Origin of the sequence: Prevotella sp. LMAG:51, assembly GCF_008680225.1 — a bacterium.
GTDB classification, from domain to species: Bacteria; Bacteroidota; Bacteroidia; order Bacteroidales; family Bacteroidaceae; genus Prevotella; species Prevotella pectinovora.
In genome coordinates this window covers 132622-150462 of record NZ_NALQ01000015.1, presented here as the reverse complement: position 1 = coordinate 150462, position 17841 = coordinate 132622, and the positions used below count along the sequence as shown (strand labels likewise).

The window sequence follows — 17841 nt, the reverse complement described above, 5'->3', positions numbered from 1 at the left end:
TTGAAAAGAAATGTTATCCTCTCACATAATGAGGCATATCGGCAGGAGTAATCATTGATATCTCAACGATGCCGGCAACCTTGCCGTCCTTCTTCCATGCCGTCTGGTAAATCACTTTGTGAACGCCTTGTTTCTCAATGGTATAGGCGTTGCTGCCGCCGGTGGCGAGCAGGTGGCGGATAATCTCTTTAGATCTCTCCGAGTGACACTCGTAGAGATTCTTTCCAATCAGGTTGCCGTGTTTCTTGTATGTTTCCACCGCCTTGTCGTTCTGGTAGATGATGATGCCTTCGGCGTCGCACACCGTAACGGCACAGTTCATCTCTTTTGCCCATTCATAGTTTTCCATAATGATAGTCTTAAATGTTAATTGTTATAGTTGTTTACAATAACCCCAGTCCCCAGTCCCCTCCCTTTGGGAGGGTTAGGGTGGGTTCTTGTTTTTTCTGCTTCCAGTCCCCTCCCTTTGAGAGGGTTAGGTTGGGTCGCTTACAGTCCCCTCCCTTCGGGAGGGCTAGGGTGGGTGTCAGGTGTCAGGTGTCGGTGTGGATTGCTTTAATGCGCCTCCAGCCAGTTCTTCCCCCATCCAGAGTCAGCCACCAGCGGCACCTGCATCTTCAGTGCGTTCTGCATCTCCTCCAATACGATTTTCTCCACCTTCTCCTTCTCTTCGGGAAGAACGGAAAAATTCAATTCGTCGTGTACCTGCAGAATCATCTTCGATTTGATGCCCTCCTTCCTGAAGCGGCGGTATACATTTATCATCGCCACCTTTATAATGTCTGCTGCAGTGCCTTGGATAGGAGCGTTGATGGCATTTCGCTCGGCGAAACCCCTCACCGTGGCATTGTGAGAATTGATGTCGGCAAGGTATCTCCGTCTGTGGAACAGCGTCTCGGCATATCCGTTGGTGCGTGCCATCTGGATGCTCTTGTCCATATACTCCTTCACCTTCGGGAAGTTCTCGAAGTATCCTTCTATCAGCTTCTTTGCCTCGTCGCGGCTTATCTCCAGTCGTTCCGCCAGACCGAACACCGTAATGCCGTAGATGATGCCGAAGTTGGCACGCTTTGCCTTTGTGCGTTGGTCTCTGCTCACCTCGTCGATGGTTTCTTTGTATATCTTTGCCGCCGTGGCAGCGTGGATGTCGTGTCCCTCGCGGAACGCTTCTATCATGTTCTCGTCGCCGCTCAAGTGAGCCATCACTCTCAGCTCTATCTGACTGTAGTCGGCAGAGAAGAATTCACAGCCCGGTTCCGGTACGAAAGCCTTTCTTATCTCCTTTCCGTCCTCGCCCCTCACAGGAATATTCTGCAGGTTGGGATCGCTCGACGACAGGCGTCCCGTGGCAGTCACGGTCTGGTTGAACGATGTGTGAATCCTCCCCGTTCGTGGATTGATAAGCTTCGGCAGAGCATCCACATACGTGCCGAGGAGTTTCTTCAACCCTCTGTGTTCCAGAATGTCAGCCACAATCTCGTGCTTGCCTTTCAGCGACTGCAGCACCTCCTCGTTGGTGACATACTGTCCTGTTTTTGTCTTCTTCGCCTTCTCCACGATTTTCATCTTTTCAAACAGCACCTCGCCCACCTGTTTCGGTGATGCGATGTTGAATTCCATGCCAGCCAACTCATGGATTCGCTGTTCTATCTCGTGCATGCGCTCAGTGAGAGTCCTGGATGTTTCCTTCAGCGATTGCGTGTCGATGCGCACTCCGTTCATCTCCATTTCGGCGAGCACCGGCATCAGCGGCATCTCTATGTTGAAGAACAGATCGTAGGCGCCGCGCTTCTTCAGTTCCGGTTCCAGCTTGTTCTTCAGCTGCAATGTGATGTCCGCATCCTCGGCGGCATATTCATACACCTCGCTTGGCTGCAGATCGCGCATGCTCTTCTGGCCTTTTCCTTTCGGACCGATAAGTTCCTCTATGCGAATCGTCTTGTAGTCGAGATACGTCTCCGCCATGTCGTCCATATTGTGTCTCGTTTCCGGTTGGATGAGATAGTGGGCAATCATGGTGTCAAACATCTTGCCTCTCACCTCCACACCATAGTTGGCGAGTACCTCGATGTCGTATTTCATGTTTTGTCCGATTTTGAGAATTTCTTCGTTTTCGTAGAGAGGTTTAAATATATTAACTATTTTTTCTGCTTCTTCACGATTGCTTGACACCGGCACATAATACGCCTCTTTTTCCTTCACGCTGAAGCTCAATCCCACCAATTCTGCATCTATAGCGTTGGTAGAAGTCGTTTCTGTGTCAAAACTAACAAAATCGTTTGTAATTAAAAAGTCATACAGTTTCTTTATATCCTCCTCTTTATCAACGAGTTCGTATTTGTGAATCATTGTTTTCAAGCTCTGAGAAGCGCCGTTTTTTATCGTTTCCTTCCCATCGTCTGGAAAATCGGCAAAGAGATTGAGCTGATTTGAAACACTTTTTTGCTGTGGTTTAGGTTTGTTAAGGAATCGCTGGATAAAGGTTTTAAACTCCAAATCATTGAATATTTCTATTATTCTTTCTTCGTCCGGCTCCTTCACCTTCAGTTCGTCGAGATTGAGTTCGATGGGGACATCGGTTTTTATTGTGGCAAGGAATTTTGAGAACTCAATTTGTTCTTTGTTTTCCTCCACCTTCTTTTTCAGAGCGCCTTTGAGTTCGTCGGTTCGTTGGAGTAGGGCAGTGATACCGCCAAACTGGTTGATGAGTTTCACTGCCGTCTTTTCTCCCACTCCCGGGCATCCCGGAATATTATCGGCAGAGTCGCCCATCAGTCCGAGCAGGTCGATTACCTGCAGCGGAGAGTCGATGCCATACTTTTCCTTCACTCCCTCTTCGTCGAGAGTTTCATATCCGCCTCCGTGTCTTGGTCTGAACATCTTCACGTTTCCTCCCACGAGCTGTCCATAGTCCTTGTCTGGTGTGAGCATATATGTGTCGAGTCCCATCTCTCCGGCTTTCTTGGCGAGAGTTCCTATCACGTCATCAGCCTCATAGCCAGCCACTTCGAGCACCGGAATGTGCATAGCTCCGAGAATGTCCTTAATGATAGGCACGGCAGCCCTGATGTCTTCCGGAGTCTCTTCGCGCTGAGCCTTATACTGTTTGTAAGCCTCGTTGCGGAACGTAGGTCCGTGTGGGTCGAACGCCACACCGAGGTGTGTGGGCTTCTCCTTTGTCATCACCTCGTGTAGGGTGTTGCAGAAGCCCATTATTGCTGACGTGTTCATGCCCTTGGAGTTTATCCTGGGATTTTTTATGAACGCATAGTATGACCGGTATATCAGCGCATATGCGTCGAGAAGGAAAAGTTTGTCCATTCTTTCAGTTCTTTTTCTTAGTTGTTGCTATGTAGGCGGTGTTACCTGTTTCTTATACTGCCACACCGCCGGTTGTGCCCTGTAATCAGCCCTCAGGACCTAAAGAGACACTGTTTTTTTTTCCATTCATCAAGAATATCGTGTAAAATTACTTATTTTTTCTGATTAATCGGATAAAAAATGTAATTTTGTATCAAATTTCACGTAATGGACTATTTATCACTAATAAAGCAGCCGATAGAGGGCGACCTTGATGATTTCAACAACCTGTTCAATAGCTCGTTGTCGCATACCGACGGACTATTGTCGCAAGCCCTTGCATATATCCGTCAGCGCACCGGCAAGCGCATGCGTCCGATGCTCATCCTGCTGATGGCACGCAATTTCGGCGATGTGACCGATGTCACACAGAATGCCGCCGTAGGTCTTGAACTGCTCCATACCGCCAGTCTCGTTCACGACGATGTGGTGGACGAGAGCAGCGAGCGTAGGGGGCAGGCTTCGGTGAATGCCGAATACGACAACAAGGTGGCAGTACTCGTTGGCGACTATCTGCTGTCCACGGCATTGCTGCATGTGGCATACACCAAGAACACGCAGATTGTGAAATACCTCGCCGAACTGGGTCGCACGCTGGCAAGTGGAGAGATACTCCAGCTCTCTAATATCGCCAACGAGAAGATATCCGAAGATGTTTATTATCAGGTGATTAAGCAGAAGACGGCAGCTCTCTTCGAGGCATGCTGCGCCATCGGAGCATTGTCGGCAGGAGCCAGTGAACAGGAGATAGAAAGTGCGAAGAAATTCGGACAAGATCTCGGTATTATATTCCAGATACGTGATGATATTTTCGACTATTACGACTCTTCGGATATCGGTAAGCCTACGGGCAACGATATGGCAGAGGGTAAGTTGACCCTGCCCGTAATCTATGCCCTCAACACCGTATGCGACGATGCGATGACTGCACTCGCCTATAAGGTAAAGCAACGCACGGCGACTGCTGATGAGATAGCTCTGCTTGTGGATTTCGCCAAACGAAACGGTGGTATCGACTATGCCGAGAAACAGATGTGGAACTTCCATGCCGAAGCAATCCGTTTCATTGATACCCATGTCCGTTCTGAGGTTCTAAGAAAGAGTCTTGTGGCTTATCTCGATTATGTGATACGCAGGGAGAAGTAAAATCCACCTTTCTAAAATACCAAGAATCAAGCAACCCCTAATTACCGATTTGGTTTAAAACAAATATAAAAGGCGCATCCGGACCGATTCCAGATGCGCCTTATATATCGTAGCATTATGCTATTCTATTGTATGGCAATCATTTTATTTTGCCACTTTATAGGTCCTGCCGCCTTCTTTTACGATATAAACGCCTTTCTCGCCGCTGTTCAGTTGGTTGCCCACCTTAGTGCCGTCGAGCCTATAGAACGTCTTGTTTTGGTTCTCAGAGGCATTTCCTGTCACCTTGTCGATGCCGGTAGCGCCTGATACATAGTCAACATACTCGTCGTATGTCACTTTCTGTATAGGTGAGAAAGTATTCGTCTGTGCGTCAAGTCTGTTCACCACCATGCTCTTCTTGATGAAACCGTTGTTGCCGGTCATGAAGTCGTATGCCGGTTTGCTTGTAGTCTCCAGATATTCGTAGTCCATGGTCAAGGTGTAGTTGCCATCCATATCCGTATCGATATCTCCGATGCCGGCAGCTTTTGCGCCAGTGGTACTTGCTTGTTCGCTCACTACCTTTATGCAGTCGCCATGCTCGTTGTTGGTCTCCGTGATGGTCTCCACCATTGTGTTGTATGTACCGCTGGAGATGGTCATATCTGTCCTGTTGCTGCCATAGTCATCGAGCTTTTCGTTTGACATCGTGACGTTCAGGATACCATTGAGTTTAACGGTGATGGTGCTTTTAGTATCTGTATATTCGCCCCTGATAGTTCCTATTATAGGAATGTTCATGACAGTTATGCTGATAGTACCTTTCTCTATCATGTTCTCTGTATCGCCTAACATGTCTCCTTCGAGGTCGCTTATTCCTAAGTCGAAAATCTTGTTGGGATTGTATTTATACCATTTCTGTACACTTATCAACAATGGCACCGATGTTACCTCTCCAGACTTTTCGTCCTTCTCTTCTATCACGGTGGATAGAGAGTAGAGTTCGCCTGTCTTGGAGTCATATACGAAGTTGTATTCCCCCTCATTCACCAATGTTTTCGTGTCTTTATCCAGGGAGTATATAGTCTCTTTTGTCACGTGTCCCTTTTCGTCGCGAGTCAGTTCTACCGACATCACAACCGTTGGGTTTGTCCATGTGCCGGTAGCGGCATCCCATGTATATTCCGTCACCTTGGTCACGAAGCCATCCAGTTTGTCGTCGTAGGTGTTTTCGGTTCTGATTTTGCCGTCACCGTCTTCCGTCACCGTTGCCGTGACATATCCCTTGCTGTTGTATTCTGTCTGTGTGGTTTCGTCCCATTGCCACGCTCCGTTTACATAGTCGTAGCTTGTGGTCTTGCAGGGTTTTGTGGTCTTCAGATCCATGCCCGTTGTGGCTACATTACCCACGATGGTTGACTCTTTCTTGATAACTTTAGCCATGGCAGACTTGATTTTCGACATGATGCCAGCATTCAGCTTTGGCATCTGTGCACTTGCTGTGATGGTGCCTAACGCCATCATGGCAGATGAAATGAGTACAATTCTTTTCATAACCTTGTGGTTTAAAATGTGTATATTTTTTGTGGACAAGTAGACAAGGAAACCGTTCGCTTCCCAGTCTACCTGTCTGTTTTAGTCTTAATGACCGATTGTGGTTTAAAAGAACTTTATCTGTTGTCCTTCGATTTCGCTGAGCAGCATGTTGGCGAGGCGGCTGGTACCGAGGCGGAACCACTTGTTTGTCAGCCATTTCTCGCCCAACACTTCCTTCACGATGGTGTAATATATGAGGGCGTCCATCACGCTGTTGATGCCTCCTGCTGGCTTGAAACCGATCTGGATGCCAGTCTCGTCATAATACTCCTTGATAGCCTGACACATCACGTAGGCAGCCTCCGGTGTGGCAGCAGGCTCGAGTTTGCCTGTGGATGTCTTGATATAGTCTCCGCCGGCATACATGGCGAGGATTGAAGCCTTCTTGATGTTAGAGGCGGTCTTCAGGCAGCCCGTTTCCAGAATCACCTTCATCGGCTTGTCGCCACATGCACACTTCATCTCGCTGATATCGTCGGCAACGCCCTCGTAGTCGCCGCTGAGGAACTTGCCCACCGGCATTACGATGTCGATTTCCGTAGCTCCATCCTTCACGGCGAGTGCAGTTTCAGCCACCTTCACTTCTATGAGAGCCTGTGATGACGGGAAGCTGCCCGATACGCAAGCCACCTCAACGCCATCCACTTCGAGAGTCTCGCTCACCACCTTTGCAAAGCAAGGATATACGCAGATTGTGGCTACGTGTGGCAGGTCGCCGAACGCCTCGTCAAACTCGTTCACCTTCTCTGTGAAAGCCAGTACGCTCTCCTCAGAGTCAGTGGTCTTCAGGGTTGTCAGTTCGATGCTTCCCATGAGGAATCTCTTCACGTCCAGGTTGTCGTTTTCATGCACTTTCTCCGTGATGATCTTCTTCACAGCCTCGCGCACCTCGTTGTCGTCGAGGTTTGTATTATACTTGCTCAGAGCCTCTTCATATTTGCTCGCCTTTGGTGTAGCTGCTTTCAGGGTGCTCTCCGCCTTTGGTGTTTCTTTTTCTGTCATCATAATAAAGTTGTTTTTATTCTGTTTCCTATTCTGTTTTCTTATTCCTTATCCGTTTCCTGTCCGTTGTCGGGTGGGGTAGAAGCCGACTTCAGCTTGGGGTTGTTGCGGTGTCTGTCGTGGTCTCTCTGCGTCTTCTTTTCCAGACTCTTCTGCAGCTCCTCCGTCAGGTCCACGCCCGTCTGGTTGGCAAGGCAGATGAGCACCCACAACACGTCTGCCATCTCTTCGCCCAGGTTTGGTTTTTCTCCCTTCTTGAAGCTTTGGTCGCCGTAGGTGCGTGCCATCACGCGAGCCAGTTCGCCCACCTCCTCAGTGAGACAAGCCATATTCGTGAGCTCCGAGAAATAGCGCACTCCATACGTCTTTATCCATTTGTCTACGGTCTCTTGTGCCTCTTTTATCGTCATGCTGTAATGATTTGGTATATGTCCCATATCAGTATAGCGTCGCACGCTATGCTCAGGACCAATGTTATTGCTTTTGCCGTTTTGTTTTCCGACAGGAAGAAGTCGGCGTTTATGCATCCGCAGAGACACGTCCATGCCGCCAGTCTCACGTATTCGTTCTGCAGCCACAGCTTGTCTGCCATGCTGATTGCTCCAAACATGATGAAAAGCGCCAGAGGAAGCGTTTTCAGCTTCTTCTTTTCCATTCCTTTTATTTCTGTTTGTTCTTTTCCCATTAATCTTATTATGGTTTCTTTTTGCTGCTATTCCTTGTGCTTTGTGTCTATACAGATGGTCACCGGTCCGTCGTTGAGCAGTTCCACCTTCATGTCGGCACCGAATTCGCCTGTGCCTACAGGCTTCCCGAGGGCTGTGCTGAGATCGCTGCAGAACTTCTCGTATAGCGGTACCGAGAGTTCGTGTGGAGCGGCATGAATCCACGAAGGGCGGTTGCCTTTCTTTGTGGATGCCATCAGAGTGAACTGGCTCACCACTATTATATCGCCGCCGTCGTCGAGTATAGAACGGTTCATCACGCCGTTCTCATCGTCGAACACGCGCAGGTTCACTACCTTCTTCACCAGCCAGTCTATGTCTTCCTGGGTGTCCTCGCAGCCTATTCCGAGGAGTATCAGAAAACCCTTTCCGATGCTTGATTTCACTGTGCCGTTTATCGTTACCGATGCGTGGCCCACGCGCTGTATGACAACTTTCATCTTTTTATGTTCTTATTCTGTCTACAAAGTTACCTTTTTATTGAATTACCGCAAAATATTCCCCTATAAATTACTGCTTTTTACTGTCGAAATATTCTCTTAACAATTCCGCTTTCTGTCTGCCAACCACCTCTGCCAGGCTCTCCACATCGCTCTCACGCATCTTCTTCACCGTCTTGAACGCCTTCATCAGCGCCTCTTTCGTCTTTGGTCCGATGCCTTTGATGTCGTCAAGTTCCGAATGCAGGGCGTGTTTAGACCGCTTGTCGCGGTGGAAAGTGATGGCAAAGCGGTGCACCTCGTCCTGGATGTGTGTCAGCAGCCGGAACAGTTCGCTGTCCGTCTTCATTCCAATCACCTTCGGAGGAAATCCATACAGCAGTTCGTTGGTGCGGTGGCGGTCGTCTTTAGCCAGTCCGGCGATAGGTATGTCGATATGCAGCTCGTCTTCTATCACCTCTCTCACCACCTCCATCTGTCCCTTTCCACCGTCGGTTATAATGAGGTCGGGCAGTGGCTGTTCCTCCTCCATGAGTCGTGAATAGCGTCTTCTCACCACCTCCTTCATAGAGGCATAGTCGTCGGGTCCCACCACGGTCTTTATATTATATTTGCGGTAGTCTTTCTTGCTTGGTTTCATCTTCTTGAACACCACACACGCTGCCACGGCATCTGTTCCGCTGATGTTGGAGTTGTCGAAACATTCTATCTGATACGGCATCTTGGGCAGTTTCAGCGCCTCCTGAATCTCCTTCATCAGTCTCACCGCCTTCTGCTCAGGGTTTAGTTTTTCAGCCTGTTTCAGACGGTCGAAACGGTATTGCTTGCCGTTCATTTCAGAGAGTTCCAGCAGTTTTTTCTTGTCGCCCCTCTGCGGAATGGTCAGCGTGATGCCGTCGAGAGGCAGTTCGATGTCGTGTGCCACGATGATTTCCTTCGACTTGCTGCCCAGTTTCTCCCTTATCTGCATGATGGCGACAGGCAGGATCTCATCCTCGTTTTCATGCAGTTTTTTCTTGAATTCAAAGGTGAACGCCTGATTTATATTGCCGTTAGTCACATGGATATAGTTCACAAAGGCGATATTCTCGTCGTCGGTCACAGTAAACACGTCCACATCGTTGATGGTATGGCTCACCACCTCACTCTTGGAGCAGAAATTATCGAGCAATATATACTTCCTCTTTATCTCTTCCGCCTCTTCGAAACGCAGTTCTTCGGCAAGCTTCTGCATCTCCTCAAAGAGCATTTTCTGCACCTCGCGCGTGTTTCCTTTCAGTATTTCGCGAGCCTGCTCGATGTTCTTCATATATTCCTCGTGCGTCTGTTTGCCTATACACGCCCCGGAGCAGTTCTTTATGTGGTAGTCCAGGCAGGGAGAATATCTCTTTTGTCTTATGCCCTCCTCCGTGAGCGGCAGTCGGCAGGTGCGGGGCTTATACACTTTCTTTATTATATCAAGCAGCGCATACATCGTGCTGATGTGGCTGAACGGACCGTAATAGGTGCCGAATTTCTTGTTTATCACTCTTGTCTTGAATATCCTCGGATAATACTCCTTCGTGATAACGATAGAAGGGTAGGTCTTGCCGTCCTTGAGCAGAATGTTGTATTTGGGTTGGTATTTCTTTATCAGATTGTTTTCAAGAAGCAGAGCGTCTTCCTCCGTGTTCACCACCGTGTATGTGATGTCCCATATCTTGCTCACGAGCACCTTCGTCTTGTATCTGTCCACCTCCTTATGGAAGTATGACGACACTCGGTTCTTCAGGTTCTTTGCCTTGCCCACATAGATTATGGTGCCCTCCTTGTCGTAGTATTGGTAGCTGCCGGGCTTGCCAGGCAGATTGCTGACTATGCCCCTCAGATGCTCCAACCGCTTTTCATTTTCTTCTTTTGTCATTTTCTCTAACTTCTTGTTTCATAGAACTTTTGGATGATAATGTTTCACGTGAAACTTTAATATCCCTTCTTTATTCTTGTTTGTCGATGCGCCTTGTGCGCCTCTTGTCTGCCGTATGGCTTCCGCAGTTTTTGGAGTGCAGATTTGTGTTGTCTGCTGTATGGCTCCTGTGTTCCGTCTGCGGGCCTCTCTGTTGTCTCGTGCAGCCATACAAAGATAAGCATCTCGTTTGGTTCTTACAAGAGTTTGAGGGAAATTTATCTGTGAGGATGTGCGGATGCTGATGGGTGGTGGATGGGGCTTATCACTGATATTGTTATTCCGTGTTGTCTTTGTGCCCCTGGCCTGCGGCAGGGACACAAATCAAAAAAAACACGGATAGCACGGACTTTACACGGATTGGTCTTTCACGGATCTTTTTTTGATGTTATTTAGCTAATGATTCTTGGATCTTGGTTTGGATTGAGCAGGATTTGCAAGTGCTGGGGCACTTCCTATTTTTGATATGCTTCGCGATGCACAATTGTTATCGGATGTTCACTTCTGCCAATGAGCATCAGCCCCCTCTCGTTCTCCCCCGAAGGGGAGATGCCGGTTACTCTGGTCATTGATAAATCATAGACAATTAGGCAGCCTATCATATTCAGACAGTCAATGGCATCCAGACGGTTAATTGTATCTAGATAGTCAATGGTATCCAGACAGTCAATGGTATCCAGACGGTTAATGGTATCCAGACAGTCTATCATATCCAGACAGTCAATGGTATCCAGACGGTTAATGGTATTCAGACAGTTAATGGTATCCAGACAGTCAATGGTATCTGTCCCTCCCCAACGGGGGAGGCTAGGTGGGGGCTGATGTCATAGGACGGGCAACTTCTGTCTTTACTGATGCCTTTCAGAAAAAGGGAGTGCCATAAGCACTCCCGAATCCACGGAAATCCTTATAAAATCCAAAGAAAACAGGTCTAAAATAATCCGTGATGACTAATCCGTGTAAAATCTGTGCTATCCGTGTTTTATTTTAGACCTGTGCCCATCGCCGTAGGCAGATGGGCGCTATATGCTCACTGATATTGTTATTCCGTGGTAAGGTGTGGTGTCCCCAGCCTGCGGCAGGGATACAAATCAAAAATGAAACACGGATAGCACAGACTTTACACAGATCGGTCTTTCACGTATCCATTTTTTGATAATATTTCGTCAGTGATATTTGGATTTTGTTTTGGATTTAGCAGAATTTGCAAGTGCTGTAGCAATTCCTCTTCTGGCTGTTTGTTCTCCGCTTTGTTCTCTTGTTCGCCTTGAGCCATTGTGGAAATCAGCGTTCGGTATTCATTACCCAATGGGCACGTTCTTGGTGGGATTTATGCCCAAGTGGGGCAACGTGCTTGCCCATGTTGGGTAACGTGCTTGCCCATGTTGGGCACGCTGCTTGCCCAAAAATGTATTGTTTTCGGCCTAAAAGGTACGGGCTTACTACCTAAAAGATACTGGTTTACTAACTAAAAGATACGTGGTTGCTATCTCAAAGAAACATGGTTACTACCCCAAAAAGAATATGTTTGCTACCCAAAAGAAACCATTCACTACCCTAAAAGATAAAACCAACGTTGGTTTTCCATTGAGATATGCTTAGTCCCGACGAAATAGGTGGTGTTTGTTTCTGTTCCGTCGCATTATATGCCGTTTTATTGCTGTTTGTGATACTTCAATGATACTTCTGTGATACTTTATTGTAAGCTTCTCAGAAAAGTATCATTCGTCTAAAATGCTGTGTGCTAAATGTATAAATGGGAAATTAACGGCAAAAATGATACTTTGATACTTTTTCGGTGATTTTTAAAAAGTATATATAGGCACCATACTATAGATAGAAAGATTATCCCGACATCCGAAATGGTACAAAAACGCCCTGCAAGAGAAAAGCGTCGTTGTCTTCTGCTTTTCGCCTTGCAGGGCGTCTGTTGCGATATATTGCGGTTTTTCCGTTTCCTTTGTTCCGATGGGGTTATACCTTCAGAAGTGATGTGATATCTGTTCCTTCTTCAAAGTTAGCCCTGCCGTTGAGATTCTCGTGAACCAGTTCGATGATGAAATTCACGTAGATGTTCTTCGGGTTGAACTTCTTCACCAGGTTGTATGCCGCACGCATCGTGCCGCCGGTGGCGAGGAGGTCGTCGTGAAGCAACACCACGTCGTCTTCGGTGATAGCGTCCTTGTGTATCTCTATGGTGTCCTTGCCATATTCCTTGCTGTAGCTCTCCTGGATAGTCTCGGCAGGGAGCTTTCCCGGTTTGCGACACAACACCACACCGGCGTTCAGCTTCAGGGCGAGAGCCGATGAAAGCACAAATCCGCGGCTTTCTATTCCTACGATTTTCGTGATGCCCTTGTCCTTATACAGTTCATAAAGTTCGTCAACCATTATCTTCAGACATTCCGGATCCTTGAATAGGGTAGTGACATCTCTAAAGTTGACACCCTTCTGAGGAAAATCCGGTATGCATCTCAGGTTCTCTAAAAGTTTCTCGTTGTTCATTTCTTACGTTTTTATTTGTTTATTCTTTTATTGTTTTCTTTTTCTCTGATGATATCTTTTGCCGTTGCTTTCGTTCGGTTTCAGTTGTTGTTCCACGGTGAAAACGGATGATGAAAACACTTTTGTCATTTTTCATAACTTGTTAGTTTTCAAACCGTTTATCGAAATTTGTTTCACGTGAAACATTAACCTGTTCCATCCGCTCTTATCTTCCGAGCAACACGAGCATAACGTTGATGTCGCTCGGTGAAACGCCCGGTATTCTGCTTGCCTGTGCGAGAGTCTCAGGGTTTATCTTTTCCAGTTTCTGGCGAGCTTCGGTGGAGAGCTGCAGCATCTCGGAGTATTTGAATCTGCCTCTTATCTTGATGTCCTCCAGACGGTGCATCTTGTCGGCTATCATCTTCTCCCTTTCGATGTATCCCTTGTATTTCATCTTTATCTCGGCAGCCTCTGTAATCTCCTCCTCGCGGTTAGGAGCAGCGTCGAGCAGTTCTTTCAGTTGGGGAGAAATCTCCGATAGGTTCGCCATGTTGATCTGCGGTCTGGCGATGAGGTCGAAGATTTTGCATCCCTCCCTCAGTGGAGTAGTGCCGATGCTTTCAAGGAAGGCGTTCACCTCTCTCGGTTTTACCGGAGCGTTTTTGCAGAATTCGATGATTCTGTCGATATATTCCTTTTTCTGCATCCACCAGTCGTAGCGGTCCTTCTTTGCCAATCCGATATCGTAAGCCTTCTCCGTGAGTCTGGCGTCGGCGTCATCCTGTCGGAGGAGTATTCTGTATTCGGCACGGCTCGTGAACATACGGTACGGTTCGTCAACCCCCTTCGTCACGAGGTCGTCTATCAGCACTCCGATGTAAGCCTCGTCGCGATGCAGTATGAACTCACCGCCGCCGCTGCTCTTCAGCGCAGCGTTCGCTCCGGCAATCATTCCCTGTCCGGCAGCCTCCTCATATCCCGTGGTGCCGTTCACCTGTCCGGCGAAGTACAAACCTTCTATCACCTTTGATTCCAGAGTGTGCTCAAGTTGTGTGGGGTCGAAGAAGTCATATTCTATGGCGTAGCCCGGACGGTATATCTTAACATCCCTCAGCGCCGGAATCTTCTTCAGCGCTTCCAGCTGCACCTCCATCGGCATGCTCGATGAGAATCCGTTCAGATACATCTCGTTTGTCGATTCCCCTTCAGGTTCCAGAAACAGCGGATGCTGCTCCTTGTCGGGAAAAGTCATCAGCTTGGTTTCCACAGAAGGGCAGTAGCGCGGTCCGATGCTCTGTATCTGTCCGTTGTAGAGCGGTGAGTCCGGCAGTCCTTTCAACAGCGCGGCGTGAGCCTCCTTGTTGGTGTAGCAGGTCCAGCAGGGCAGCTGTTTCAGCACCCTGTGGTTTCCCATGAAGCTGAACTGGTGGAAATCCATTTCCCCCTCCTGTATCTCCATGTCTTCGAAATGCACCGAGCGGCGGTCTATCCTCACCGGGGTGCCCGTCTTCATCCTTGCCGACCGTATGCCGTGGCTTGTGATGCTCTCTGTGAATCCCACCACAGCCGGTTCCGCTATTCGTCCTCCCGGCAGCTTGTGGCGGCCGATGTGCATCAGTCCGTTGAGAAACGTGCCTGCCGTGATCACCACGCTGCCCGCCCTCAGCTCCACTCCCCAAACCGTCTTTATGCCGGCAGCCCTTCCATTCTCCACGATGAGTTCTGAAGCCTGGTCCTGCCAGATGTCCAGGTTGGGAGTGGCGTCGAGCACCGTCCTCCATTTCCAGATGTATTTCTCCCTGTCGCATTGTGCACGAGGGCTCCATACCGCCGGTCCTTTGGAGCGGTTCAGCATACGGAACTGTATTGCCGTGGCGTCGGTCACGCGGCCCATCTCTCCGCCGAGGGCATCGATTTCCCTCACTATCTGTCCTTTCGCTATTCCTCCCACAGCCGGGTTGCAGCTCATCTGCGCAATCTTGTTCATGTCCATGGTGACAAGGCATGTCTTCGCCCCGATGTTTGCCGCCGCCACGGCAGCCTCACATCCGGCGTGTCCTCCGCCGATCACTAAAACGTCGTATTTGAAATTCATATATTTTTGTTTACTTGACCTGCCGGTGAGCGAACGGCCTGTTTATAGCCTATTTGCAATGCCGACTTTTATAATTGCATGGTGTCGTGAGATTGGCTCCACTCAAACAGGCGCAAATTTAAGCATTAAAATTGAATTTTTACACGATTGCTTTGATTTATCGCTAATTTGGAGTATATTTGCAGTCGAGTTAACGGTCTGCAATACCTATTATAAAGTATTGTGGGTTTAAATCGTATGCTCTGTCTGTCGGCGGGCGGGGTGTGCAGTATTATGGCAGAATATCAATTAATTCAAACTTTTAATACTTAAATTTCATTCAATTTATGTGGTTATGTAATTCATCTATTGGAAGGAAAGTCGTGATGTCTGTAACAGGTGTTGCGCTTATCCTGTTCTTGACGTTCCACATGTCAATGAACATCGTAGCCCTCTTCTCGGGGGATGCCTACAACATGATCTGCGAGTTCCTCGGTGCCAACTGGTATGCTCTTGTAGCTACAGCCGGCCTTGCTGCCCTGGCGGTGCTTCACATCGTCTATGCCTTCTGGCTCACGATGCAGAACAGAAAGGCCCGCGGTAATGAGCGCTATGCCGTGACTACCCGTCCTCAGGGCGTGGAGTGGGCATCTCAGAACATGCTCGTGCTCGGTATCATCATCATCCTCGGACTGCTGCTCCACCTCTTCAACTTCTGGTACAACATGATGTTCGCAGAGTTGACAGGCATCGCAGTGGCTCACCATCCTGCCGACGGTTATGCCTACATCGTAGACACATTCTCTTGCCCGGTGTATGTAGTGCTCTACATTGTATGGCTCGTGGCTCTCTGGTTCCACCTCACACACGGATTCTGGAGCGCTATGCAGACTTTCGGATGGAACGGAAAGGTTTGGTACTGCCGCTGGAAGGTCATCGGTATCGCGTATTCTACGCTCCTCTGCCTCGGCTTCCTCGTTGTAGTGCTGTGGTTCGCTGCTAAAGGACTTTGCGGCTGCTGCTAATAACATTATTAATTCATAATTTAGTAATACATAATTATGGCTAAGACAATAGATTCAAGAATTCCAGAAGGCCCAGTGGCCGAAAAATGGACTAACTATAAAGCTCACCAGCGCCTGGTGAACCCAAAGAACAAGCTGAAGCTCGACATTATCGTAGTTGGTACTGGTCTGGCTGGTGCCAGCGCAGCGGCAAGCCTCGGAGAGATGGGCTTCAACGTTTTAAACTTCTGCATACAGGACTCTCCACGCCGCGCTCACTCTATTGCGGCACAGGGTGGTATCAATGCAGCAAAGAACTATCAGAACGACGGTGACTCGGTATACCGTCTGTTCTACGACACCGTGAAGGGTGGTGACTACCGTGCCCGCGAGGCAAACGTTTACCGTCTTGCTGAGGTGTCTAACAACATCATCGACCAGTGTGTGGCTCAGGGTGTGCCTTTCGCACGTGAGTACGGCGGTATGCTCGCCAACCGTTCTTTCGGTGGAGCACAGGTGTCTCGTACATTCTATGCAAAGGGACAGACAGGTCAGCAGCTGCTGCTCGGAGCTTATTCTTCACTGAGCGCACAGGTTCACGCAGGCCGTGTGAAGCTCTACACCCGTTATGAGATGGAGGACGTGGTTATCATCGACGGACGTGCCCGTGGTATCATCGCCAAGAACCTCATTACCGGCAAGCTGGAGCGCTTCTCTGCAAACGCCGTGGTTATCGCTACCGGTGGATACGGAAACGCTTACTTCCTCTCTACAAACGCCATGGGATGTAACTGTACGGCAGCCGTACAGTGCTACCGCAAGGGTGCTTACTTCGCAAACCCATCATACGTGCAGATTCACCCTACATGTATCCCTGTACACGGCGACAAGCAGTCTAAGCTGACTCTTATGTCGGAGTCTCTGCGTAACGACGGACGTATCTGGGTGCCTAAGAAGATTGAAGACGCCAAGGCTCTGCAGGCTGGAACAAAGAAGGGTTCTGACATTCCAGAGGAAGACCGCGACTACTATCTGGAGCGCCGCTATCCGGCATTCGGTAACCTCGTGCCTCGTGACGTTGCCTCTCGTGCAGCAAAGGAGCGTTGCGACAAGGGCTACGGAGTGAACAACACTGGACTTGCCGTATTCCTCGACTTCTCAGAGAGTATCGAGCGCCTCGGCATCGACGTGGTTCGTCAGCGCTATGGCAACCTCTTCGACATGTATGAGGAGATTACCGACGTTAATCCAGGAGAGCTGGCAAACGAGATAAACGGAGTTAAATATTACAACCCGATGATGATCTATCCAGCCATCCACTACACAATGGGTGGTATCTGGGTTGACTACGAGCTGATGACATCAATAACCGGTCTGTTCGCTATCGGTGAGTGTAACTTCTCTGACCACGGAGCAAACCGTCTCGGTGCTTCTGCCCTCATGCAGGGTCTTGCCGACGGATACTTCGTATTGCCATACACCATCCAGAACTATCTCGCCGACCAGGCCATCTGGCCTCGTCTCTCTACCGACCTGCCTGAGTTTGCAGAGGCTGAGAAGGGCGTACAGGCTGAGATCGACCGCTTGATGGGAATCCAGGGCAAGCGCTCTGTTGACTCTCTGCACAAGGAGCTCGGACACATCATGTGGGAGCACGTCGGAATGGGACGTACTGCAGAGGGACTGAAAGAGGGCCTGGAGCTCATCAAGAAGCTCCGCAAGGAGTTCAACACCAATCTCTTCATCCCAGGAAGCAAGGATGGTCTCAACGTGGAGCTCGACAAGGCTATCCACCTGCGTGACTTCTTGCTGATGGGCGAGCTCGTGGCTTACGACGCTCTCTCTCGTAACGAGTCTTGCGGAGGTCACTTCCGTGAGGAGTATCAGACCGAGGAAGGTGAGGCTAAGCGCGACGACGAGAACTTCTTCTACGTTGGATGCTGGGAGTATCAGAACGACGACGAGACAGCTCCTGAGCTCATCAAGGAACCTCTCCACTACGAGGCTATCAAGGTTCAGACACGTAACTATAAGAATTAATACAGTAGACGAGTAAACGAGTAGACGGGCAGACAAGGAAATT

Annotated in this window: 13 protein-coding genes; 3 read left to right on the top strand and 10 right to left on the bottom strand. The window is 48.9% G+C overall.

The window, feature by feature from the left end:
- Positions 1–13: 13 nt before the first annotated feature.
- Both CCC32_RS04950 and polA read right to left on the bottom strand, forming a co-directional pair.
- Positions 14–349, bottom strand: coding sequence for a hypothetical protein (locus CCC32_RS04950; protein WP_022316891.1), 336 nt, complete (start codon positions 347–349; stop codon positions 14–16).
- Between the two features lie 206 nt (positions 350–555).
- Positions 556–3321, bottom strand: coding sequence for a DNA polymerase I (gene polA, locus CCC32_RS04945; RefSeq protein ID WP_287072715.1), 2766 nt, complete (start codon positions 3319–3321; stop codon positions 556–558).
- Positions 3322–3528: 207 nt separating this feature from the next.
- Between polA and CCC32_RS04940 the strand changes: the two genes are divergently transcribed.
- The gene (locus CCC32_RS04940) at positions 3529–4506 is read left to right on the top strand and encodes a polyprenyl synthetase family protein (protein ID WP_044065683.1); all 978 of its coding nucleotides are present in this window, start codon (positions 3529–3531) and stop codon (positions 4504–4506) included.
- Positions 4507–4650: 144 nt separating this feature from the next.
- Here CCC32_RS04940 and CCC32_RS04935 read toward each other — a convergent pair whose 3' ends face one another.
- From CCC32_RS04935 to mnmG, 8 genes are all read right to left on the bottom strand, one after another.
- Positions 4651–6042: a hypothetical protein gene (locus CCC32_RS04935; protein ID WP_287072713.1), complete on the bottom strand. Its 1392-nt coding sequence runs from the start codon at positions 6040–6042 to the stop codon at positions 4651–4653.
- 105 nt (positions 6043–6147) lie between these two features.
- Positions 6148–7086, bottom strand: a complete 939-nt coding sequence (gene deoC / locus CCC32_RS04930) for a deoxyribose-phosphate aldolase (protein ID WP_042518125.1) — start codon at positions 7084–7086, stop codon at positions 6148–6150.
- A gap of 41 nt (positions 7087–7127) precedes the next feature.
- The gene (locus CCC32_RS04925; RefSeq protein ID WP_022316886.1) at positions 7128–7496 is read right to left on the bottom strand and encodes a nucleotide pyrophosphohydrolase; all 369 of its coding nucleotides are present in this window, start codon (positions 7494–7496) and stop codon (positions 7128–7130) included.
- Positions 7493–7741, bottom strand: coding sequence for a hypothetical protein (locus CCC32_RS04920; RefSeq protein WP_156136941.1), 249 nt, complete (start codon positions 7739–7741; stop codon positions 7493–7495). Before CCC32_RS04920 ends, CCC32_RS04925 begins: the two co-directional genes overlap by 4 nt.
- Positions 7742–7798: 57 nt before the next feature.
- Entirely contained in the window at positions 7799–8251 is a 453-nt protein-coding gene (dtd, locus tag CCC32_RS04915; protein WP_287072709.1) for a D-aminoacyl-tRNA deacylase, read from the bottom strand.
- Between the two features lie 70 nt (positions 8252–8321).
- Complete coding sequence (uvrC, locus tag CCC32_RS04910; protein WP_287072707.1) at positions 8322–10154, bottom strand: excinuclease ABC subunit UvrC; 1833 nt, start codon at positions 10152–10154, stop codon at positions 8322–8324.
- A 2013-nt stretch (positions 10155–12167) separates the two neighbouring features.
- The gene (locus tag CCC32_RS04905) at positions 12168–12698 is read right to left on the bottom strand and encodes an adenine phosphoribosyltransferase (RefSeq protein WP_042518100.1); all 531 of its coding nucleotides are present in this window, start codon (positions 12696–12698) and stop codon (positions 12168–12170) included.
- A gap of 205 nt (positions 12699–12903) precedes the next feature.
- A complete protein-coding gene (mnmG, locus tag CCC32_RS04900; protein ID WP_287072705.1) occupies positions 12904–14775 on the bottom strand; it encodes a tRNA uridine-5-carboxymethylaminomethyl(34) synthesis enzyme MnmG in 1872 nt (623 codons plus the stop codon).
- Positions 14776–15101: 326 nt separating this feature from the next.
- Between mnmG and CCC32_RS04895 the strand changes: the two genes are divergently transcribed.
- Together CCC32_RS04895 and CCC32_RS04890 are read left to right on the top strand one after the other, a co-directional pair.
- Entirely contained in the window at positions 15102–15779 is a 678-nt protein-coding gene (locus CCC32_RS04895; protein ID WP_022317195.1) for a fumarate reductase cytochrome b subunit, read from the top strand.
- A gap of 36 nt (positions 15780–15815) precedes the next feature.
- Complete coding sequence (locus tag CCC32_RS04890) at positions 15816–17798, top strand: fumarate reductase/succinate dehydrogenase flavoprotein subunit (protein ID WP_022317194.1); 1983 nt, start codon at positions 15816–15818, stop codon at positions 17796–17798.
- The last annotated feature ends 43 nt before the right edge of the window (positions 17799–17841 follow it).